Annotated in this window: 19 protein-coding genes; 13 read left to right on the top strand and 6 right to left on the bottom strand. The window is 72.5% G+C overall.

Features of this window, described 5'->3' with window-relative positions; genetic code table 11:
• Nucleotides 1-7 precede the first annotated feature (7 nt).
• From ACYVC6_RS01615 to ACYVC6_RS01590, 6 genes are read left to right on the top strand one after another with little or no spacing between them, the layout of a single operon-like run.
• Nucleotides 8-1243, top strand: coding sequence for a cytochrome P450 (locus ACYVC6_RS01615; RefSeq protein ID WP_460710287.1), 1236 nt, complete (start codon nt 8-10; stop codon nt 1241-1243).
• Complete coding sequence (locus ACYVC6_RS01610; RefSeq protein WP_460710285.1) at nt 1240-1776, top strand: TetR/AcrR family transcriptional regulator; 537 nt, start codon at nt 1240-1242, stop codon at nt 1774-1776. Before ACYVC6_RS01615 ends, ACYVC6_RS01610 begins: the two co-directional genes overlap by 4 nt.
• Nucleotides 1777-1787: 11 nt before the next feature.
• A complete protein-coding gene (locus tag ACYVC6_RS01605) occupies nt 1788-2708 on the top strand; it encodes an ABC transporter ATP-binding protein (protein ID WP_460710283.1) in 921 nt (306 codons plus the stop codon).
• The gene (locus tag ACYVC6_RS01600) at nt 2705-3349 is read left to right on the top strand and encodes an ABC transporter ATP-binding protein (protein WP_460710281.1); all 645 of its coding nucleotides are present in this window, start codon (nt 2705-2707) and stop codon (nt 3347-3349) included. The genes ACYVC6_RS01605 and ACYVC6_RS01600 overlap by 4 nt, the downstream gene beginning before the upstream one ends.
• Nucleotides 3349-5508 (top strand): hypothetical protein, encoded by a 2160-nt coding sequence (locus ACYVC6_RS01595; protein ID WP_460710279.1) that lies wholly within the window; start codon nt 3349-3351, stop codon nt 5506-5508. The genes ACYVC6_RS01600 and ACYVC6_RS01595 overlap by 1 nt, the downstream gene beginning before the upstream one ends.
• Nucleotides 5505-8489 (top strand): FtsX-like permease family protein, encoded by a 2985-nt coding sequence (locus ACYVC6_RS01590; protein WP_460710277.1) that lies wholly within the window; start codon nt 5505-5507, stop codon nt 8487-8489. Before ACYVC6_RS01595 ends, ACYVC6_RS01590 begins: the two co-directional genes overlap by 4 nt.
• 42 nt (nt 8490-8531) lie before the next feature.
• Here the strand turns inward: ACYVC6_RS01590 and ACYVC6_RS01585 are convergent, their stop codons facing one another.
• The gene (locus ACYVC6_RS01585; RefSeq protein WP_460710275.1) at nt 8532-9818 is read right to left on the bottom strand and encodes an MFS transporter; all 1287 of its coding nucleotides are present in this window, start codon (nt 9816-9818) and stop codon (nt 8532-8534) included.
• Between the two features lie 139 nt (nt 9819-9957).
• On the opposite strand from ACYVC6_RS01585, the gene ACYVC6_RS01580 reads away from it, so the two are divergent.
• A complete protein-coding gene (locus ACYVC6_RS01580; protein ID WP_460710273.1) occupies nt 9958-10422 on the top strand; it encodes a hypothetical protein in 465 nt (154 codons plus the stop codon).
• Nucleotides 10423-10469: 47 nt separating this feature from the next.
• On the opposite strand, the gene ACYVC6_RS01575 is transcribed toward ACYVC6_RS01580, so the two are convergent.
• Nucleotides 10470-11057 carry a maleylpyruvate isomerase N-terminal domain-containing protein gene (locus ACYVC6_RS01575; protein WP_460710270.1) on the bottom strand — a complete coding sequence of 196 codons (588 nt, stop codon included), beginning with the start codon at nt 11055-11057 and terminating at the stop codon, nt 10470-10472.
• A 97-nt stretch (nt 11058-11154) separates the two neighbouring features.
• Between ACYVC6_RS01575 and ACYVC6_RS01570 the strand changes: the two genes are divergently transcribed.
• The 6 genes from ACYVC6_RS01570 to ACYVC6_RS01545 all read left to right on the top strand — a co-directional run bounded on the left by ACYVC6_RS01570 (nt 11155) and on the right by ACYVC6_RS01545 (nt 17069).
• Entirely contained in the window at nt 11155-11559 is a 405-nt protein-coding gene (locus ACYVC6_RS01570) for a YciI family protein (protein ID WP_460710268.1), read from the top strand.
• The gene (locus ACYVC6_RS01565) at nt 11556-12776 is read left to right on the top strand and encodes an RNA polymerase sigma factor (protein ID WP_460710266.1); all 1221 of its coding nucleotides are present in this window, start codon (nt 11556-11558) and stop codon (nt 12774-12776) included. Before ACYVC6_RS01570 ends, ACYVC6_RS01565 begins: the two co-directional genes overlap by 4 nt.
• A gap of 72 nt (nt 12777-12848) precedes the next feature.
• Nucleotides 12849-13712 (top strand): hypothetical protein, encoded by an 864-nt coding sequence (locus ACYVC6_RS01560; RefSeq protein WP_460710264.1) that lies wholly within the window; start codon nt 12849-12851, stop codon nt 13710-13712.
• A 56-nt stretch (nt 13713-13768) separates the two neighbouring features.
• The gene (locus tag ACYVC6_RS01555; RefSeq protein ID WP_460710262.1) at nt 13769-15727 is read left to right on the top strand and encodes a M3 family metallopeptidase; all 1959 of its coding nucleotides are present in this window, start codon (nt 13769-13771) and stop codon (nt 15725-15727) included.
• 236 nt (nt 15728-15963) lie between these two features.
• Nucleotides 15964-16668 carry a PadR family transcriptional regulator gene (locus tag ACYVC6_RS01550; protein ID WP_460710260.1) on the top strand — a complete coding sequence of 235 codons (705 nt, stop codon included), beginning with the start codon at nt 15964-15966 and terminating at the stop codon, nt 16666-16668.
• Complete coding sequence (locus tag ACYVC6_RS01545) at nt 16665-17069, top strand: DUF1707 SHOCT-like domain-containing protein (RefSeq protein WP_460710258.1); 405 nt, start codon at nt 16665-16667, stop codon at nt 17067-17069. The genes ACYVC6_RS01550 and ACYVC6_RS01545 overlap by 4 nt, the downstream gene beginning before the upstream one ends.
• A gap of 11 nt (nt 17070-17080) precedes the next feature.
• Here ACYVC6_RS01545 and ACYVC6_RS01540 read toward each other — a convergent pair whose 3' ends face one another.
• The 4 genes from ACYVC6_RS01540 to ACYVC6_RS01525 form a co-directional block, all read right to left on the bottom strand.
• Nucleotides 17081-18013 carry a hypothetical protein gene (locus ACYVC6_RS01540; RefSeq protein ID WP_460710255.1) on the bottom strand — a complete coding sequence of 311 codons (933 nt, stop codon included), beginning with the start codon at nt 18011-18013 and terminating at the stop codon, nt 17081-17083.
• Between the two features lie 92 nt (nt 18014-18105).
• Nucleotides 18106-18873, bottom strand: a complete 768-nt coding sequence (locus ACYVC6_RS01535) for a hypothetical protein (RefSeq protein WP_460710253.1) — start codon at nt 18871-18873, stop codon at nt 18106-18108.
• A 42-nt stretch (nt 18874-18915) separates the two neighbouring features.
• Nucleotides 18916-19974, bottom strand: a complete 1059-nt coding sequence (locus tag ACYVC6_RS01530; protein WP_460710252.1) for an alpha/beta fold hydrolase — start codon at nt 19972-19974, stop codon at nt 18916-18918.
• Nucleotides 19961-20728, bottom strand: coding sequence for a class I SAM-dependent methyltransferase (locus tag ACYVC6_RS01525; RefSeq protein WP_460710250.1), 768 nt, complete (start codon nt 20726-20728; stop codon nt 19961-19963). Before ACYVC6_RS01525 ends, ACYVC6_RS01530 begins: the two co-directional genes overlap by 14 nt.
• Nucleotides 20729-20755 lie beyond the last annotated feature (27 nt).

Here is a 20755-nt window from a genome sequence, read left to right as displayed (position 1 = left end):
TGTCAACGTGACCACAGCGGTGTCCCACCCACCGGTGGCCTACGCGCCAGGCGGCGGCGAGGCCTGGCGCAAGCCGTGGGCCGGCCTGGCCGCGCTACGCGACCATGACCCGGTCCACCACGTCGTTCCCGAGCACCGGCCCGACGCCGACTTCTACGTCCTGACCCGCCATGCCGACGTGCTCGCAGCCGCAGTCGACGGGGCCACATTCTCCTCCGCCCAGGGCCTCACGGTGGAGTACGGCGAGCTGGAGAAGATCGGGCTGGTGGACAACCCGCCTCTGGTGATGCTCGACCCGCCGGAGCACACGGCGTTCCGGCGCCTGGTCAGCCGCGGCTTCACCCCCCGGCAGGTGCAGGACGTGGAGCCGGCGGTGCGCGCCTACGTCGCCGAGAGGGTCCAGCGGATCGTCGACCGCGGTCACGGCGACATCGTCGTCGAGCTGTTCAAACCCCTGCCCAGCATGGTCGTCGCCCACTACCTCGGGGTCCCGGCGGAGAACCGCGACCGGTTCGACGCCTGGACCGACGCGATCGTCGCGGCCAGCTCGACCGGTGACCCCACCGACGCGGCGGACGCCACCGCGGAGCTGCTCGGCTACTTCTCCTCGCTCATCGAACGGCGGCGGACGGCGCCCGGAGACGACACCATCTCCCACCTCGTCGCCGCGGGCGTGGGCGACGCTGGACCCGACCATGGGGCCGGCCTGGTGTCGATCCTGGGCTACGTGTTCGCGATGGTCACCGGCGGCAACGACACCACGACCGGCGCGCTCGGCGGCGCCGTCCAGCTGCTCGCCGAACATCCCACCCAGCGCGCCGTGTTGGTGGCCGACCCGCTGCTCACGAAGGCCGCGGTCGAGGAGTTCCTGCGGCTGACGTCCCCGGTGCAGGCGCTCGCCCGCACCACCACCCGCGACGTCGAGCTGCACGGCATCCGGATCCCTGCCGGACGCAAGGTCCTCCTCCACTACGGCGCTGCCAATCGCGACCCGCGCCGCTACGGTCCGGACGCCGACGAGCTCGACGTCCACCGTGCGCCGTCGCAGATCCTCGCCTTCGGGCAGGGTGGACACCACTGCCTGGGCAACGCGGCCGCTCGGATGCAGGTGCGGGTGGCGCTCGAGGAGCTGCTGGCGCGGATCCCGCACTTCTCCGTCGATGCCGAGGCAGTGCGCTGGGCACCGGGGCCCTACGTACGCCGTCCGGTGACGATGCCCTTCGTCGTGACGGAGCCTCGGTGAGCTGGCTGGCCGACGACCGCTCCCGGCTCGCCACCGAGCGGATCCTCGACGCCGCGGGCGAGCTGTTCGCCGACCGTGGCCCTTCGAAGGTGAGCATGGGCGAGGTCGCCCGCGCGGCCGGGTGCTCGCGGGCCACCCTCTACCGCTACTTCTCAGACCGGCGCGAGCTCCAGCTCGCGTACGTGCACCGGGTGGCTCGCCGCATCGGTGCCGCAGTGACTCGGGAGACGGCTGCCGTCGAAGGACGGGAAGCCCGTCTGGTGGCCGCTGTGCTGTCCGCCCTCCGGCACGTGCGGGGTACCCCCCTCCTCGCTGGCTGGCTGGTGGGGGACGGCACAGCGGTCACCGCTGACATCGCAGCCTCGTCCGAGGTGCTCGAGACCCTCGGCATGGGGCTCGTCGACGACCCGCTCGCGGCCCGGTGGCTGCTGAGGGTGGTCGTGTCGCTGCTGCTCATGCCCGGCCGGGACGAGGACGACGAGCGCGAGCTGATCGAGAGGTTCGTGGCTCCGATGCTCGTCACGCACGTGTGACGATGGGGGGCGTGCCCGCCCTCGACGTGACCTCGGGGGGAGGTGGGCCGTCAAGGCAGCGCGGCGGCGTCGAGGTCCGCTGTGAGGGCGTCGTCCATATCTACCGCACCTTCGCCGGCCACGACGTGGTGGCGCTCCGGGGAATCGACCTGAGCATCGGGCCCGGCGAACGGGTGGCGTTCCTCGGACCGTCCGGGTGCGGGAAGTCGACGCTGCTCACCCTCCTGGGCGGGATCCAGCGTCCGTCTGCGGGCCGCATCTTCCTGGGCGATGAGGAGATCTCCCGGTTGAACGAGCGCGGGCTGACCCGGGTGCGCGCCCGGTTGGTGAGCACGATGCTCCAGGGCGCGACGCGCAACCTGTTGTCATACGCCACGGCCCGGCAGAACCTCGCCTTCGCCCGGCTCGGCTCCGGCGTCCATCCCGACGACGAGTCGCGGTCCGAGCTCCCGGACCCGACGGAGCTGCTCGAGCGTGTCGGTCTCTCCGACCAGCGCGACCAGGCGGTGTCCACCCTGTCCGGTGGCCAGCGGCAGCGCCTGGCCCTCGCCTGCGCCGTGGCCACCGGCCCGCGCCTGCTGCTCGCCGACGAACCGACCAGCGCGCTCGGGCACGAGGACCGTGACGCCGTCGTCGACCTGCTGCACCGGGTGGCCACCGACCTCGACACCACCTTGGTCGTGGTCACCCACCAGGCCGAGGTCGCGGCGTCCTTTCCACGCACCATCACGATGAGGAACGGCCGGATCGGCGCCGAGGGCCGCTCGGGCTCCGAGTACGCCGTGCTGGGCGAGGAAGGCCTGCTGCACCTGCCGACCGAGCTGGTGGAGCTGTGGCCCGCGGGGCTGCTGGTCCGGATCGAGCCCGATGGCGACCACCGCCTGGTCATCAGCCGGGAGGACCGGCAGAACCCCGAGGACCGGTCCCGGTGATCGAGCTGAGTGGCGTCGGCTACGACGTCGACCGGGTGCTGCTCGACGAGATCGATCTCGCCTTCGAGCCGGGGCGGATGGCGGCGTTGTTCGGGGCCAGCGGTTCCGGCAAGACCACGCTGCTCTCCGTGGCGGGCGGTCTGCTCGAGCCGACGCGCGGCACGGCGACGTACGACGGCGTGCCGACCTGGCGGGGCACCGGCGACCCCGGGCCGGAGTTCGCGTTCGTGCTCCAGGTCTACGGGCTGGTGCCGATCCTCTCGGCGCGCGAGAACGTGTCCGTGGCGTTGCGCGCTCGCGGTGTACCGCCCACCGAGGCCGATGCGCGGGCCCGGGAAGCGTTGGCCGAGCTGCACATCGGGGACCTCGGTGACCGCCAGGTCGAGGAGCTCTCGGGTGGCCAGCTCCAGCGGGTGGCGGTGGCCCGCGCCCTCGTCGTGGACGCACCGGTGCTGCTGGCCGATGAGCCCACGAGCGAGCTCGACTCCGTCACCGCCGGGCTGGTGCTGCGCCTCCTCCGCGCGAGGGCCGACCAAGGAGCCGTCGTCGTCGTGGCCACGCACGACCCCGAGGTGGTCGACCTCTGCGACGACAGTCACGGGCTCGCCGACGGACACCTGGTCGGTCGGCCCGCGTCCTGATGCGCCCGCTCCGCGCGGTCTGGGCCAACGCCGGGCCGGTCCTCCTCCTGGTCGCCACGACCGCGCTGTCGTTGGTGACCATCGTCGTGTCTGCCGCGGCCGCAGAGGAGGCTCGTCAACCGGTGCTGCTGGCGCCGGCGGCGCTCGCCCTGCTGGTGACTGCGGGACCCTCCGTGGAGCTGGCTCGACGGCGCCGCGCCGAGGTGACCCTGGTGAAGCTCCGCGGCACTCGAGGCCTGCGACTGCTGGCACACGTGGCGGGCCAACCGGTCACGGTGGTGCTCGTCGCCGGCGGGGTCGGGTCGACCGCCGGAGCCGCCGCGGTCCGCATGCTGCACACGACCTGGGACCTGCCCCGACTGATCGGCGTCGGAGTGCTGGTCCCCGCGGCCCTGCTGGTCGGTGCCCAAGCCGTCGTCGCAGCGGGGGCGGCCGTGGTCGTCGCGCGCGAGCCCCTTCCCGTGGCGGTCCGGCGTCGCAGCTGGTCGGGACCGGGGCCGGGCGCCCGGTTCGTGGGGATGGTCGCCGGGGTCGCGACCGTGCTGGGCGCCGTCCTGGCGGCGTACTCGGGCTCCGGCGACGACCCGGGCAGCCTGGTGCTGGCCGGTCCGGTTCTGTTCGGGCTGGCCGCCGGACAGCTGGTCGTCTGGATGACCCGCAGTGCGTCGAACGCCGCTGGGCGCGTCGCCGGTGTCCGCTCGACGGGGTTGCTCCTCGGCGTCCGTCGCGCTCTCGGCACCGAGCACGCCGCCGGGGTGCGTGCGGTGATCGCCGCCGGCGTCGTGACGGCGACCAGCCTCGGTGCGTTGCTCGCGACGGCTGGCTGGGCCGACGAGTCGGCACGGCTGGGACAGGGCGCTCCACTGCGGCTGGACCTCTCGGACGGCACCGCGCAGGAGACCCTGCTCCTCACCAGGCGGCTCGACCCGGAGGGCCGCTGGTTGATGGCGGCCGCCGTCAACGACGGCCGCGACGAGGCCAGGTATCGCACGGCGTGGCTCGACCTGGAGCGCTACGACGAAGTGGCCTCGGACTTCCTTTCGTCGACACCTGCCGACGTCGACCCCGCCGTCGAGAGCCTGCGGGCCGCGCCGCCGGTCCGGTTCGTGACCGGGGACGGCCTCGAGCTGGCCGCCGCAGGGGCGGAGACCGCGTCCGTGACGGTGTCGTACGTCGGCGACGGCGGCTCGGTCGGTTCGGTTGCCGTGCCCCTCGGCAGTGGGCGTGCCCAGGTCGAGGACTGTGCCGAGGGCTGCGTCGTGCTGAGCCTCGCGGCGACGGAAGCGGTCGAGGTGACCGGCCTGTCGCTGGGCGGCACCGATCTGCTCGACCTGGCCTGGGTCGACGCGAGCGGGGCGATGGTCGGCCCCGGTGCGGTGAGGTTGGGCGCGGGCGCCGTCGTCCGTCCGGGCGACGGCGCCGGGCCCGAGCCGATGCTGGTCGCGGGCCGCCTCGACTTCGGCGAGGACGCCCCCCAGGTGGACGACGTCGGCGGCGCCCCCCGTGCCCTCGAGCAGGTCGGCGCTCGCCCCGCACTGCCGCTCGTCCGCGGTGCGGGTCTGCTCGGTGACCTGCCCGTGGCGCTCGCCGGTGCTCCCGGCACGATCCCGGCCGTCCGCAGCCTCGTCCTGGCCCGGTCGGACACTCCGGAAGACCTGCTCGCCGCTCTGCGCGAGGCCGGGGCGGGGCCGCCCGTGTCGCTCGACCCGGCCCGAAGCGACCTCGGAGCTCAGCAGCGCGCCGAGGACCGGGTACGCCGGGTCGGGCTGGTGTCCGCGACCGCGCTCGGCCTGCTCGCCCTGCTCACCGGACGTCACCGGAGACGGCAGGAGCACGCGCACGATGACGCAGTGATGCGGCTCCTCGGTGTCCGCGCCGCCGAGCTGCGTCGGGCGCGGGTCGTCGAGGCGACCGTCCTGGCCACTCTCGTCCTCGGGGCGATCCTGCTGGGAGGCTGGGTGGCGGCCGTGACCGTCGTCGACTCCGCCGGCCTGGTCCCGACCGGGCCCGCCCTGCTGCCGCTCGACGCGTCGCCACGGCTCGACGTGCTCCTCGGCACCGCCGTCGCCGGAGCCCTCGCGACGAGCGCCTCGGTGGTGCGTGGCGCGAGACGAGGCTCGGCGGCCCTCCTGGTCATCGGCGAGGAGCCCGAGCCGTGACCACCCTCGCCACCGTCCTCCGCGGCCTGCGCGCCCGAGCCCTGCTCTCCGTGAGCACCCTGGTGATGATGGTGCTCGCCCTGGGCGCGGTGGTCCTCGGGCCGATGTTCCAGCAGAGCTCGATCGACAGCTACACGCTGACCCGGGTGGACGCCACCCCGGAGGCCTTGACGGCAATCTCCTGGTCGGCGTTCGACGACCGCCGCGCCGGGGAGGGCGAGCCCGACCTCGACGGCCTGGTCGCCGCGGCGCTCGCCGAGGTCGAGCGGGTCAGGCCTGAGTTGTACGCGAGGCCCGACCTCCTGCTCATCGCCAACGATGTGATCCGCGACAGTGACGGCGCGGTGGTGCGCTACCTGGCCCGGGACGACATCTGCGCGACCCTCGAGGTAGAAGGTCGCTGCCCGGCGGGGCCGGGTGAGGTGCTGGTGAGCCGGGACGACCTGCGGACACTCGGGATCGGCGACGCGCTCGAGGCGCCGCTGCTCGGGGCGCTGGAGATCGTGGGGGTCTACTCGCTCCCGACCACGACCGACGACTGGCTCTTCCCGTCGCTGTTCACGAGCCGCCCCTCGATACCTCCACCGGACGGGGAGCCCTACCGGCCGGCGCCCTTCGTGGTGAGCCCCGACGTGTTCGCCGACCTGCGTCCGGCGCTGTGGGAGGTCCGCATCGAGAGCCGGCTGCGGGTGCCGGACCGGTTGAGCGACCGGGCCTTCGACGAACTGGTGAGCGACGTCGAACGGGCCCGCTCCGTGGACTCCACGCTCGAGGGCGGCGGCCGGCTGGTCGGCACCTCCAACGCCAACGCGCTCGCCGCGGTGCTGGTGGACGTGCGTGGGCAGCGCGAGGCCGCGCGGACAGCTCTGGCACCGGCCGTCGTCTCGCTCGTGCTCGTCGCGCTGGCGATGATCCTCCGGCTCCAGGTCGCCGCGGTCGGCCTACGGGCCCCCGAGCAGGCACTGGCGGCCCTGCGCGGCCTGGGCCGGCGTCGTTCGTGGGTGCTGGGACTCAGCGAGCCGTGGCTGCTGGTGCTGGTCAGTGTCCCCCTGGGTCTGGCCGCAGGCTACGGCGCGGCGGCGGGCCTGGCCCGAGCCTGGCTGCGCCCGGGTATCGGGCTCGACGTGCCGAGCACGTCGCTGCTGGGGGCCGCACTGGTCATCGCCGCCCTCGCCGTGGTCTCGGCCGGGGCCGTCGCCCAGGGGATGCGGCAGACGATCGGCGAGCGACTCGCCGGGGTGCACCGGCCCCGGCCCAGCTCCCGACTCGTGGTCACCGCCGAGCTCGTGGTGGTGCTGTTGGCCCTGGCGCTGCCCCTGACCCGCGTGGGGGCCGATCCGGACGGCCTGGGGCTCGCCGACCTGCTGCTCCCGGTAGCGGTGGCCGTCGCGGCCGGTCTCGTCACCACCCGGGTCATCGCCGCCCTCGCGACACGCTGGACGGCTCGTGGGGCGCAGCGCCCGCTCTCGGTGTTCGTCGCGGCCCGCGCCGTCGCCCGGAGATCGCAGGGAACCCTGGTCGTGCTGCCGGTCACCGCGGCGATCTCGCTCGCCGTCTTCGCGGTCGGGGTGGACAGCGTCGCCGCGGGCTGGCGGGGCAGCGTCGCGGCCACCGTGGCCCCGGCCGACAACGTCTACGACTCGCCGTTGACGCTCGACGAGACGCTGCAGCTCACCCGGGACGTGGACCCGGAAGGCCGCTACGTGATGGCGGCCGGCCGGGTCGGGATCCCAGCCGTGGGCACAATCGCGGTGGTCGACTCCGCGCGGCTCGGCCGGGTGGGTGCCTGGCCGGCGCAGTGGCTCGGCGGACGCACCGGCGCGCAGGCGATGGAGCTCGTGGGGCCCACCGCGCCCGTGCTGCGCATCGGGGGCCAACAGGTCGCCGTCACCGCGATCGCCCCGTCGGCGGGGGCGACCGTGGTCCTCGGCGTCCGCACGGTGGTCGGCGACCAGACGATCCGGCTCGGCACCTTCCCCGCGGGGGAGGCGACGCTCACCGACACGACCGGCGCCTGCGCGCGCGGCTGCCTGTTGCGCTCCATCTCCGTGGACGGTCTCGACGCACCCCTGGTGGTCACCGGCCTGGCGGTGGACGGGGCTCCGGTGTCCCCGCCGCTGGGTGACGGTGGCTGGACCAGCCCGGGAGACGGTGCCTCGGGCCGCCCCGTGGGCACCGATACCGGCGGAGTGACGGTGGCCGCCGACGCGACGATCCTGCCTTCGGCGGCGGTCGTGCCGCTCCCGCTGCTGGTCGGGGTGGACGCCCACGACCTCCTCGGCCCCGGGGGTTCCCTGGAGACCGCCAGCGAGGTCATGGACGTCCGCGTCGCGGCCGAGGCGGAGAGCCTGCCCTTCGTCGGACCGGCTGGGCTGCTCGCCGACCTGCCGTCGTTCCTGCTCCACTCCGACCCCGCCCCACCGCTGGTGCTGCCTTCGGTGCTCGTGCGGGACGACGCCCCGGCGCACGTGCTCGACGGGTTGCTGCGCGTGGGGCTGGTCCGCGTCGGTGGCGTCGCCGACGAACGCCGGTCGCTCGACGACAGTGCCTATGCCCAGGCCCTTCGGCTCTACCTCGTCGTCGGTGCCGTGCTCCTTCTCATGGCCCTCGGCGGACTGGTGGTCAGCAATGCCGTGCAGGTCCCGGCACGCCGACGGGACGCGGCGTCGCTGCGGGTGGTCGGGGTGCCCCGCCGGACCGTCGTCCTGTCGTCGGTCTGGGAGTCGGTGGCCGTTCTGGGCGCCGCCGCGACGTCGGGGGTGGGTGCCGGCGTGGCTGCGCTCGCCGTGCTGCTGCCGTCGCTCGAGCTCGGGGTGACCGACGACGCAACGATCCCGCGGGTGCTTGCTGACCCCGACGTCGGCAGGCTGGTGCTGCTCGCTGCTGTGGTCGGCGCGGTGCTCGTCGTCGTGGCAACGGTGACCTCGGTGCTCGTCGTCGGCCCGGCGCGGGGGGCGTCCCTGCGCGAGACCGAGCACTGACCGTCAGGACCTCGACGACGCCGAGCACGTGGGCGAGCAGGATCACGTGTGGGGTCTGCCCACCCGGTAGCGCACGAACGACGGCACGACCAACGCGGCCAGCACCGTGCCCACCACGACCAGGACGCCGCCACCCGCAGCGGTCGCCGCGGTGCCGACCGCAGCGGCCGCGGCGCCGTGCGCCGTGTCCGCGATCCTCGGACCGCCCACCACGACGACGATGAACACCCCCTGGAGACGGCCGCGCACGTCGTCGGAGGCCGCGCTCTGCAGCATCGCCTGACGGAAGGCCGCCGAGGCCATGTCGGCTGCTCCACCGATCATCAGCATGGCCAGGGCGGCGACGAGCATCAGGCGCATCCATCCCTCGTCGCGGAGGTCCGCGGCCCCGACGGCCAGGCCGAAGCCGGTCATCGCCAGGCCCCACACCAGGATGCAGGCGAGCACCGCCCGCCCTTGCGCCTCGACCCGTGACACCCAGCCGCTGAGGACGCCGCCGACGACGGCTCCTGCAGGGATGGCGGCGAACAGCAGGGCAAACACCAGACCGCCCTCGGAGGGGCCGCCGAACTCGATGTCGGCGATCTCGGGGAAGAGTGCCCGCGGCATCCCGAAGACCATCGCGATGATGTCGACCACGAACGACATCAGCAGGACCGGCTGGTGCCTCAGGTAGGCGAACCCGTCGACCACCGCACGGACGCCGGGGGCGCCGCCCGGCGAGGCCAGCACCGGCAGCCGGGGCAGCCGGATCACCGCCGACAGCGTGGCCAGGAGCGTGACCGTGTCGACGAGGTAGAGCCACTCGAGCCCGACCACCGGGATGAGCACGCCGGCCGCGAGCGGACCGGCGATCGCGCCGGCCTGCATCACGGTCATGTTCAGGGAGTTGGCCGCGGGCAGCAGTTCCAGGGGCAGGAGCTTGGGTAGCACTGCGCTACGGGTCGGCTGGTTGACCGCGAAGAAGGCCTGTTGCACCGCGAACAGGCAGAGCAGCGACCACACCCCGATGCCCCCGGCCGCGGCCTGGAGCCAGAACAGCGCACTGGTCGCGATCAGGCCGCCCGTGGTGACCAGGAGGATGGTCCGCCGGTCGAAGACGTCGGCCAGCGCGCCGCCGTACAACCCGAACACGACCAGCGGGACGAGCCCGAACACGCCGGTCAGCCCGACGTACGCCGATGAGCCGGTCTGCGAGTAGATCTGGGCGGGCACCGCCACGACCGTGAGCTGGGCGCCGATGACCGTGACGACGTTGGCGGTCCAGAGCCGGCGGAAGGCCGGGACCGCGAGGGGCCGGGTGTCGGCCAGCAGGCCCCTCAGACGCACTCGACCAGTGTCCTCGCCCAGTGACCCGCCCAGTGCCTCGACCGGTGTCGGACGCTCGTCGGACGCCCGTGTTCCAAGGTTTCGGATGACGGATCGGGACGTCGCCACCGGATCTCGGACTGAACAGGAGACCCATGTCGTGACACACCACCACCCGTCGACCCGCATCGCCGCCGCCGCGTTGCTCGGCGTCACCGCCACGGCCTGCTTGATCGCAGTGCCGGCGCCGGCCGCGCTCGGCGCCGCCGCCTCGCCCAAGGCGGCCACACCGAAGGCCAACACGGTCTACAAGGGCGACATCAAGACCACCACGTCGAACATCACCGGCGCCGTCAAGATCGTGATCGGCAACGACAAGTCCAAGGTCGCCAAGATGACGGTCAAGCTCGTCTGTGGAGGTGAGAACGTCAAGATGGTCCGCAAGAACATGCCGATCAAGAACGACGGCAGCTTCCTCAAACAGACCTACGACGGACCGAACCCGTTCCCGGTCACCCAGGTCGACGGGAAGTTCAAGAGCAAGAGCAAGGTCACCGGAGGTGTCGTCCCCGACGCCGAGGGACCATGCGGGTTCGCCTTCGTCAGCTACACGGCCAGGGACTGACCGACGAGCTCAGTCGATGCCCGCCGCCTTGTCGGGCTCCTGCAGCACTAGTCAGGGAGAGGCTGGTCGTCCTCTCGGGGACCGAAGATGCACAGCTCGTCGAGCTCTTCGGCGCTGAGATCGGTACCCCACGCCCGCATCTGGGCACGGGACCGACGCGAGAAGAGCGCCCGGAACAGCTCGTAGGCCGGAACCGACGCGGCGGCTGCGGGCACCCGCGCGGAGAGGGACTCGGAGATCGGCAGCCAGAACCGCTCAGCGAGGGCGGGCAGCCCGAGCGCCTCGTGCAGATCGGCGTGGTGCACGGCGATGTTCCAGACGAACGCCGGCCGTGGGTTGTCGACCACGCTCTCGACGATGCCCTCCTGGAGCTCGCGGAGCTCGGTCAGCAGCTCGTCCACCGAGGCGTCGCGCCGCTCGCCGACGTGCCGCTCGGTCCACTCCGGGCTCGGCGCGCCGTCCATCCGTCCGGTGACCGCGTCGCTCGCGCCGCCGGCGAGGTGCGCGAGCACCTCCAGGACGGTCCACGAGGGAGTGGCCGGGACGATCGTCGCCAGCTGCTGCTCGGTCAGGGTCGGAGCCAGGGCTTCGATCGCCTCGACGTGGTCGCGGTAGAGCTGCCCCCAGTCGGTCATGGCCCCGAAACTAGTGACCACTAGCCCGGATCAGAAACAGCCCGGAGCAGAAACTTCTCGCAGGTGTCGTATCGAGTGACCGCCGTTCGTGGAGAGGATGAGGGCAGCCACCCGGGCCGCCCCGCTGACGATGGAGGAGACCGAGATGACCCAGTACATGCTCACCGTGCACGGCACCGCCGACGACCCGACCGAGTTCGACATGGAGGCCATGCAGCCGATCTTCGAGGCGGTGGACCGGTTCAACCAGAAGGCCAAGGACGCCGGCATCTGGGTGTTCGCTGGCGGGCTCGAGCCGATCGAGGTGGCGACCACGGTCGACAACACCGGAGCCGAGCCGATCGTCACCGACGGCCCGTTCGCCGAGGCCAAGGAGTGGGTCGGTGGCTTCTGGGTCTTCGAGCTCCCCGACCTCGACGCGGCGCTCGAGTGGGCGACCGAGGCCTCCAAGGCGTGCGAGGGCCCCGTCGAGATCCGTCCCTTCCAGGCCGAGCCTGCGTGACGGTCGCGGACTCGCAGGCCGCGATCGAGCGGATCTACCGCGAGGAGTACGGCCGGATCGTGGCGTCCCTGGTCCGCCGCTTCGGTGACATCGACATCGCCGAGGAGGCGGCCGGGGAGGCCCTGCTGGCCGCGGTGGAGAAGTGGCCGGTCAGCGGTGTGCCGCCCAACCCGGGCGGCTGGCTGACCACCACCGCCGGCAACCGCGCGATCGACCGGATCCGCCGCGAGTCCCACCGCGACGCCAAGCATCAGGCGGCCCTCATGATCACTGACGACACACCCCACGAGCCGACCGGGCCGCTCGAGGACGACCGGCTGCGGCTGATCTTCACCTGCTGCCACCCGTCGCTCGCCCCGGAGGCGCGGGTGGCGCTGACCCTGCGCCTGCTCGGCGGCCTCACCGTTGCCGAGATCGCGCAGGCGTTCCTCGTCCCCGAGACGACCATGGCCCAGCGCATCACCCGCGCCAAGAAGAAGATCAGCCTGGCCAAGATCCCCTACCGGGTGCCCGACGCCGAGGACCTGCCACCGCGGCTGGGCGCGGTGCTTGCGGTCGTCTACCTCGTGTTCAACGAGGGCTACCTCAGCTCCAGTGCCGACGCCGCGCCGGTCCGTGAGGAGCTCACCGCGGAGGCCATCCGGCTCGGCCGGATCCTGCGCCGGCTCCTGCCCGACGTCCCTGAGGTCACGGGTCTGCTCGCGCTGATGCTGCTGATCGAGGCACGGCGTACGACGCGGGTGGCCGGCGGCGAGCTCGTCCCGCTCGACCAGCAGGACCGGGGCGGGTGGGACCGCGAGCTCGTCGACGAAGGGCACGCCCTGGTGCGCGAGTGCCTGGCCGTGGGAAGGCCCGGGCACTACCAGATCCTCGCTGCGATCAACGCGGTGCACACCGACGCGCGGACGGCGGCCGACACCGACTGGGGTCAGATCGCCGCGCTCTACGAGCAGCTGCGGGTCATCGCGCCCTCGCCCTTCGTCGAGCTCAACCGGGCCGTGGCGGTCGCCGAGCTGGACGGTCCAGAGGTCGCGCTGGCGATCGTCGACCGGCTGGACATGACCTCCTACCACGCCTGGCACGCCACCCGGGCCGACCTGCTGCGGCGGATGGGCCGCAGCGCCGAGTCACGGGCGGCGTACGACGCCGCCATCGCCGCCACCGACAACGAGGCCGAGATCGCCTACCTCGCTCGCCGGCGTGACCAGCTGGCGTGATTCGCGGCCTGAAGACTTCCCGAATCTCGCTCCATAGGTTCCGAGACCACCCGCACCTCCGGAGGTCAGCCCATGGGAGCCCGTCGCCACGTCAGCTTCGCCAACGTCTGCTCGCTTCTTGCCCTCGTCGTCGCCCTGGGCACCGGCGGCGCCTACGCCGCCAACACGGTGCGCTCCAAGGACATCGTCAACGGCCAGGTCAAGGGTGTGGACCTGAGGAAGAACAGCGTCACGTCGGTCAAGATCAGGGATGGTCAGGTGGCAGCGGTCGACCTGATGACGGGGGCGGTGAGCGGCGCCGCGGTTGCCGACGGCAGCCTGACCGGTGCCGACCTCCTTGCCGGCTCCGTGGGCGGGGCTCAGCTCACCGACGGCAGCGTGACCGGGGCGGACCTCGGCGACGGAACCGTGGCTGCGGCGGACGTCCTGGCCGGGTCGCTCACCGGCGCCCAGATCGCCGACGGCAGCCTGGTCGACGAGGACCTGGCCGTCGACTCGGTGGGCGCGTCGGAGATCGCGGCCGGCGCCGTCGACAGCAGCGAGGTGTTCAACAACTCGTTGACGTCGAGCGACCTGGCGAGCTCGTCGGTGGACTCGACAGAGCTGGCCAGCAACGCGGTGGACTCCAGCAAGGTCGAGAACAACAGCCTGACCTTCAACGACATCGTGGGGGGCTCGGCCACCGGACTGGTCAGCATCGGCGGCGGCCAGGTCCCCACCGGCACCTGCAAGGAGGTCAACGTCGGCATCGGCGGGGGCGCCAGCGCGGGCGACGCGGTGGTCTTCTCCGTCCAGGCGAACATGCAGGAGGGCGTCTTCTTCTACGGCGCGCAGGTCGTGGACGCCGGCACGCTGCGCGCGCTGCTGTGCAACCTGAGTGGCACCACCCAGGGCGCGATCTCCAACCTGCCCGTCCGCATCGTCACCTTCCGGTGAGCACGGGTGCCTTCGAGGCCCAGGCCGCTGACCGCTGGGCCGCTTAGGGTGGCTGCGTGACGCCACCCGTGCCGCTGCAGCTGCCCACCACCGACGAGGCCCTCGGGTGGGTCGAGACCCGGACCGCCGACGGGCTGGCCCGCGCGCGAGAGATCGTGGAGGGGCTGAAGGCGTCCGGGTCCGGGGGGCTCGAGGCGCTCGACGTGCTACGCCGCTGGGACGAGGTGACCCTCGCCCTGAGCAACGTCGGCGCCCTGTCGTCCCTGCTGGCCAACGTCCATCCCGTCGAGGAGGTCCGGACCGCGAGCGAGCGCGCCGAGATCGAGGTCGACAAGCTGCTCACCGAGCTTCGTCAGGACCGCGGGCTCTACGAGGTGTTCGCCGGGGTCGACGCGTCCGGCCTCGACGAGATCCCGGCCCGGTTGCTCGACAAGACGCTCGAGGACTTCCGGCGCGCCGGCGTCGACCGCGACGACGCGACCCGGGCCCGGCTGGCGGAGATCAACGAGCGGCTGACCGCCCTGGACCAGGAGTTCAGCCGCAACATCCGCGACGACGTGCGCTACGTCAAGGTCACGCCCGACCGGCTGGCGGGGCTGCCACAGGACTGGCTCGACGAGCACCCGGTCGACGAGGACGGCCTGGTCGCGATCAGCACCGACTACCCCGACACCGTCCCCGCGCGGATGTTCGTGCACGACGCCGGCGTACGCACCGACCTCGCCCAGGCCTTTCTCGGACAGGGCTGGCCACAGAACGACTCCCTGCTCAAGGAGATGTTCGACCTGCGCCAGGAGCTGGCCGACCTGGTGGGCTACGACGACTGGGCGTCGTACGACGCGGACGTGAAGATGATCGGCAGCGGATCGGCGATCCCCGAGTTCATCGACAAGATCGCCGACGCGGCCGAGAAGCCGATGCGTCGCGACCTCGAGGTGCTCCTCGAGCGCCTGCAGCGCGACGTGCCCGGGGCCGAGGCGCTCGACGCGACCAACTCGTCCTACTACGAGGAGCTGGTCCGCAAGGAGCAGCATGACGTCGACTCCCAGCTGGTCCGCACCTACTTCCCCTTCGAGTCGGTGCGCCGGGGACTGCTCGAGGTGACCGGCCGGCTGTTCGGGCTCCGCTACGACCCGGTGCCGGACGCGACCAGCTGGCACGAGGACGTCGCGGTCTACGACGTGCACCGGCTCGACGGCCCTGGACATGACGGGGACGGCGCCGGCGAAGGCGAGCTGATCGGCCGCATCTACCTCGACCTCTTCCCACGGGAGGGGAAGTACAAGCACGCCGCGCAGTTCACGATCGCGGGCGGCGTCGGCGGGCGCCAGCTGCCCGAGGGCGCCCTCGTGTGCAACTTCAACCGCGGCCTGATGGAGCACGACCACGTGGTCACGCTGTTCCACGAGTTCGGCCACCTCGTGCACCACGTGCTCGGCGGCCAGGCGCCGTACACCCGGTTCTCCGGGGTCGCGACCGAGTGGGACTTCGTGGAGGCCCCCAGCCAGATGCTCGAGGAGTGGGCCTGGGACGCCGACATCCTGCAGACCTTCGCCCGCAACGCGGCCGGCGAGCCGATCCCGGCCGACCTGGTCGAGCGGATGCGCGCGGCCGACGACTTCGGCAAGGGCATCCAGGCCAGGCAGCAGATGTTCTACGCCTCGATGTCCTACTGGTTCCACACCGAGCGCCCCGCCGACCTGACGGCCAAGACGATCGAGCTCCAGGAGCGCTACTCGCCCTTCCGCTACCTCGACGGCACCCACATGTTCGCCAGCTTCGGCCACCTCGGCGGCTACTCCTCGGCCTACTACACCTACATGTGGTCGCTGGTCATCGCGAAGGACCTGTTCTCGGCGTTCGACCCCGGCGACCTCTTCGACGCCGAGGTCGCCGGTCGCTACCGCGACCGGATCCTCGCCCCCGGCGGCACCAAGGACGCCGCCGACCTGGTCGCCGACTTCCTGGGCCGGCCCTACACCTTCGACGCGTACGCCGCCTGGCTGGCGCGGTAGCCCTGGAGGATTCCCCGCATAGCCGGTGACTCCTGACGTTCGCGGCCGAAATTTCGGCCGCGAACGTCAGGAGTCACCTGTCATGCGGGGATTCCTGCGCGCCCGCCCTTGCCTCAACGCAACTATCGCCGTACAGTCACGATATATCGCGAACCGTCGCCGACAGTCACACGGACCGGACCGAGCGACCGCGATACCCGGACCGACCGGGACCAGATCACGGAGGGAGTCCCCGCATGGGACACCAAGGATTCAACCGACAGTGGGTGCGCCCCGCCGAGGGCGAGTGGCAGCAGCACGGGGGTCACGGCCGACGCCGCGGCGGACCGTGGGGGGAGTGGGGCGGCTTCGGCGGCCCTGGTGGACCCGGAGGGCCGCCGCCGTGGGTGGCGGGGCTGTTCGGGATGGGCACCCGGGGCACGACGTCCCGCGGTCCCCGGGTGCGCCGCGGCGACGTCCGCTCGGCCATCCTCGACGTGCTCCGCACCGCCGCGGAGAGCGGTGAGCAGCTCAACGGCTACCAGGTCATCCAGCAGATCGACGAGCGCAGCGGCGGGGCCTGGAAGCCCAGCCCCGGCTCGGTCTACCCGACCATCCAGCTCCTTCATGACGAGGGCCTGCTCGAGACAGACGACGAGATGGGCCGCAAGTCGCTCCGCCTCACGGCGCAGGGCGCCACGCACGTCACCGAGCACGCCGAGGAGCTGGCGGCGGTGTGGCGGCCGTTCGACCGGACCGACCGGGCGACCGGCGACTACGCCGACCTCAAGCCGGAGATCGGCCAGGTCATGGGGGCGGTCTGGCAGATCGTCACGCAGGGTTCGGAGAGCCAGCGCCAGGCGGCTGTCGACGTCCTCGTCGAGACCCGGCGCAAGCTCTACGGAATCCTCGCCGACGGCCATGACACAGGGGACCCCGAGACCGGGGACGCCGAGTCGTGAGCGCCGGCCCGTTCGAGACGATCCGGATCGGCGACGCCGAGCGCGAGCGGGCGGCGGCGGACCTGGGCGAGCACTACGCCCAGGGCCGCCTGTCCGCCGACGAGCACGCCGAGCGGCTCGAGCAGGTCTGGGCCGCCAAGACCCACGCCGAGCTCTCGCCGCTGTTTCGCGACCTGCCGGGAGGGGCGTACGGCGCCCGCCCGGCCGGGCCGCCGCCTCGACCGGAGCCGAGGTGGCGGACCCGCCGTTCGCCGGTGCCGCTGTTCGCGGCTGTCCCTCTGCTCGCGCTGGTGGCCGTGGTCATGCACGCGCCGTTCGTGGTCTTCGCCGTCCTAGGGCTCTGGTTCCTGGCCCGCGGGCCGCGGCGCCACTGGCGCCACGGCTCCTACGGCTGCCGCTGAGGGCCGGGCCCCTACCGCGTCCCGCGCAGCTTGACCGACGAGGTGTCCTTGGACTTGCGTCCACGGACGTCGATCACGCTCGCCGTGAAGGTGACCTTGATGAACTTGCTGGACGGGAGCTTGGCAAGGGCCGCCCTGAGGACGCTCGGCACGGCGACCTTGAACCGGCCCAGCTCGCCGGGCTTGACGGTCTTCTGCTTGCCCCCGAGCTTGACGACCTTGCCGTTGACCCTGGCCTTGCCGGTGACCTTGACCTTGGCCTTGTTGTCGATCCCGACGACGACGATGATCGAGCCTCCCTGCGAGGCGGCAAACGAGTCGACGACGGGGCACTCGCCCTGGAAAGCGGCGCTCTGCGGGCACTTGTCCTGCGTGATGTCTCCGAACCCGTCCTCGTCGCGGTCAGGCTCCAGCGTGACGACCACGGGTAGCGCATGGCTCGTCGAGGCGAGGTAGGTGACTGCGGACCCGGGTGCAGAGTCCCCTTCAGCCCCCCCTATCACGTCGCTCGCCGATGCGGTCGTGCAGTAGAGGGTCCCGGTATCGCCCCCGTAGAGGCCAAGGAGGTCGCCACCGGCGACGGGCAGCCGCACATTGAACGACTCCGTGCCGGCCGTGGCTTCCAGTGGCGGGCTCTCGGCGGTCACCGTGTACTGGTTGGCCACGCCCGTCGAACGGACGATCTTGAGCTTCTGCGGGTAGACCAACGTGGCGTTGGGCGGCAGGTTGAACTGTGCCTTGGTGACGACACCCGCAGACTGGGCGGCAACGGGCAGCGGGTTCGAGGGCGCACCGGCCGCCATCACGAACGTGTAGTCGGGGCTGACGCTGGTCGTCTCACAACCGTTGCCGAACTCGCCGGGCGCAGCTGAGGCCGGGCTGGGCACCAGGGCCGAAGTGGCACCGAGGAGCAGGGCACTGGCGAGCGTGAGCGGCGTACGCATTGGTGCTCCTCCGATGGGCGGGTTCCCTTGCCCCTCGGCAGGCTAGCCGCCAGGCAGCGGCGCGACCATAGGCCAAACGGGTCTCGACGACGTCACCCGAGCAGCTCGTCGATCCAGGCGAAGGTCAGGTCCGAGAGCTCACGAAGCGGTCGGGGGGAACACCCCGGCACCAGCGCCTCGACCCGGTCCGCCACCGCCGCGGGCAGGTCGTCACGCAGGTAGCGCAGCCCGTAGTCGTGGCGTTCCGGGCAGTGCTCCGCCCGCAGCAGCCGCACCAGCAGGTGCAGCCCGTGCCGGAGATAGAGGTCGACGCCCTCGGCCACGTGCCCCCGGGCGAGCGCCCGGTTGACCAGCCATTGCGACGTCGGCCGCTTCTGCCGCACCTGGTCGACCGCCTCCGCGATCGCGCGGGCCGTCTCGCCGGCGTCCTCGGGACGCAGGACGAGCAGACCCCCGGGGTCGTGCAGGACGAGCGGAGTCCCGTGCCGGCGTACGTCGAGGTGGCGGTGCTCCTCGGAGAGGTCCGACATCACCAGGTCGACCAGGACGGTCGGCTCCTCCAGCAGCCCCGGTCGCTGCTGCATGCAGACGAAGCACTGGCGACCGTCGGGGCGCCACTCCCTCGGGGTGTCCCACACCGACGCGGGCTCGAAGGCATCCAGCAGGTCGGCGAGCCACCGCTCGTAGGCCGCCACCGCGGTGCCCGGCCGGCACAGGACGTCGACGTCGAGGTCGGACCACTCGTCCCAGCCGCCGGTGACGGCCGACCCGCCGACCCAGGCCACCAGCACGTCGTCGTCGGCCGCGGCACGTGCGGCCAGCCAGGCGAGCCAGTCGTCGTATCGCGAGAGGTCGGCCACGCGGTGCAGTCTGCTACCTCGGCGCGCGGAGTCGCAGGCGGCTCACAGCCTGGTGTGCTGGGCGGCCCACGCCGCGGCGGCGGCCCTGGTCGTGACGCCCAGCTTGATGCGGATGTTGGACACGTGCCGGTGCACCGTGTGCGAGCTGAGGACGAGCTGGGTGGCGATCTCGGTGTCGGTGAGGCCGGCGGCGACGAGCCGGAGGACCTCGAGCTCCCGGGCGGTCAGCGGCACCGGGTCCCCCTGAGTCGCAACTGCCTGCCGGGCGTCCCGGCCGCGCAGGTGCGCGATCGTCGCGTCGAGGACCGACGCCGCATCCCCCAGCCAGGGGAAGTGGTCCTGACCGGGCAGGGGCACGAAGTGCGAGTTGGGGATCCGGGCCGCCAGGTCCTCGCCGAGCCAGTAGGGGATCGCCCGGTCGTCGCGGCGGTGGAGCACGAGAGTCGGGACGTCGGCCAGCGCCGGTAATGCGGATCGGATGTCCAGGGCATACACGTGCTCGAGCTGGGCCGCGGCCACCTCCGGTGTGCCGAAGGTGCGCTGGAACCTGGCGAACTCGCTGCGGTCGGCCGCGCCGGCACTGGGCATGAACACGTCAGCGAGCACCCGGGACCCGAGCCCCCAGTGACCGCGGACGACGTCGAGCACGGCATCCCTCGCAGCAGGCGACGCGATGTCGGCGCCGCACGCGTAGCCGCCGTAGAGAACCAGCCCGGCCATCCGACCGGGCTGGTCGGACGCCAGCGCAGCGGCGGCGCCGACGGCAGCCGCTGACCCCGAGCTCGCGCCGAACGCGGCGAAGGTGTCCAGCTCCAGGGCATCGGCAAGCCCCACCAGCACGGCGACCTCCTCCTCCAGCGAGGAGGGCGAAGGGCCGTCGCGGTCCGAGAGCCCGCACCCGGGCCGGTCGTAGCGGATGACCCGGAAGTGCTCGCCCAGGCGGCTCACGAACCGGCGGAACCGGGCGTTGCGCCAGTCGACCCCGAGGTGGCTGGACCACCAGCCACCGACGACCAGGGGCGGGCCGGAGCCCGTCTCGGCCCAGGCCACCGAGCGACCGGCCACGTCGGCGTGGCGCACGTGCTGCTCATCGCTCGGCACCCACCGAGTCTAGTGAGACCAGGTCCCCCACGTGGTGGGCCCAGGCGCCGGCCTGGGCTGTGCGCACAGGCGTCGCGGACCCGACGACGAGCGGTCGGACCAGGGCGGGCATGCCGGTCCACTCTGCGGTCGTCGTCTCGAGGAGCTCGAAGTGTGACCGGATGGCACCGACGAGGTCCCGGTCGCAGCGGCAGCCCTGGGCATAGGCGGCCCACGCCCCCGACAACCGACGCTGCCAGCGGCCGAGGCGGGTCCCGTCGGCGTGGACGTGCTCGATGAAGAGCAGCCTGCCGCCCGGCGCCAGCACCCGAGCGACCTCGGAGAGCGCGGACTCGACGTCCACCACGGTGCACAGCACCATCGTGGAGACGACGGTGTCGAAGCTGCCCGTCGGGAACGGCAGCACCTCGGCGGGCGCCTCGACGATCTCGGCGTGCGCCAGTCGGCCGTGCGCGGCCACTCGGCGGCGCAGCCGCTCGGCCATCGCGGCGACCGGTTCGGTGAGCACGAGTGCCTCGAGTCCGGCCGGGTAGTGGTCGACGTTGAGCCCGGTGCCGGCACCGACCTCGAGCACCCGGCCGCCGGCCGTCTCGAGCAGCTCGGCGCGCCGCCGGGCCATGCCCTTTCGCTCGCCCTTGGCCAGGAAGGGGTCATACAGGGCTGCGTCGAGGCGCTCCCACAGCGCGGCGACGCCCGTGGGCGGCTGGTAGGTCCTGACGGTGGCGGTCGTGCTCGTGGTTGTGGTCGTGGTCATGGTCATCACTCCGGTCGGTCGTCGTCC

This window comes from Nocardioides dilutus, assembly GCF_054779555.1.
Note: the sequence above shows the minus strand (reverse complement) of the source record. Positions and strands in the feature narration are given on the sequence as shown.

What these genes read in the sequence shown, in the direction of transcription:
- ACYVC6_RS01595 (WP_460710279.1), top strand. Translation starts at nt 3,349, where the DNA reads ATGCGCCCGCTCCGCGCGGTCTGGGCCAACGCCGGGCCGGTCCTCCTC.
- ACYVC6_RS01575 (WP_460710270.1), bottom strand. Translation starts at nt 11,057, where the DNA reads ATGACCGACTGGGGGCAGCTCTACCGCGACCACGTCGAGGCGATCGAA.
- ACYVC6_RS01570 (WP_460710268.1), top strand. Translation starts at nt 11,155, where the DNA reads ATGAGGGCAGCCACCCGGGCCGCCCCGCTGACGATGGAGGAGACCGAG.
- ACYVC6_RS01560 (WP_460710264.1), top strand. Translation starts at nt 12,849, where the DNA reads ATGGGAGCCCGTCGCCACGTCAGCTTCGCCAACGTCTGCTCGCTTCTT.
- ACYVC6_RS01550 (WP_460710260.1), top strand. Translation starts at nt 15,964, where the DNA reads ATGGGACACCAAGGATTCAACCGACAGTGGGTGCGCCCCGCCGAGGGC.
- ACYVC6_RS01540 (WP_460710255.1), bottom strand. Translation starts at nt 18,013, where the DNA reads ATGCGTACGCCGCTCACGCTCGCCAGTGCCCTGCTCCTCGGTGCCACT.
- ACYVC6_RS01525 (WP_460710250.1), bottom strand. Translation starts at nt 20,728, where the DNA reads ATGACCACGACCACAACCACGAGCACGACCGCCACCGTCAGGACCTAC.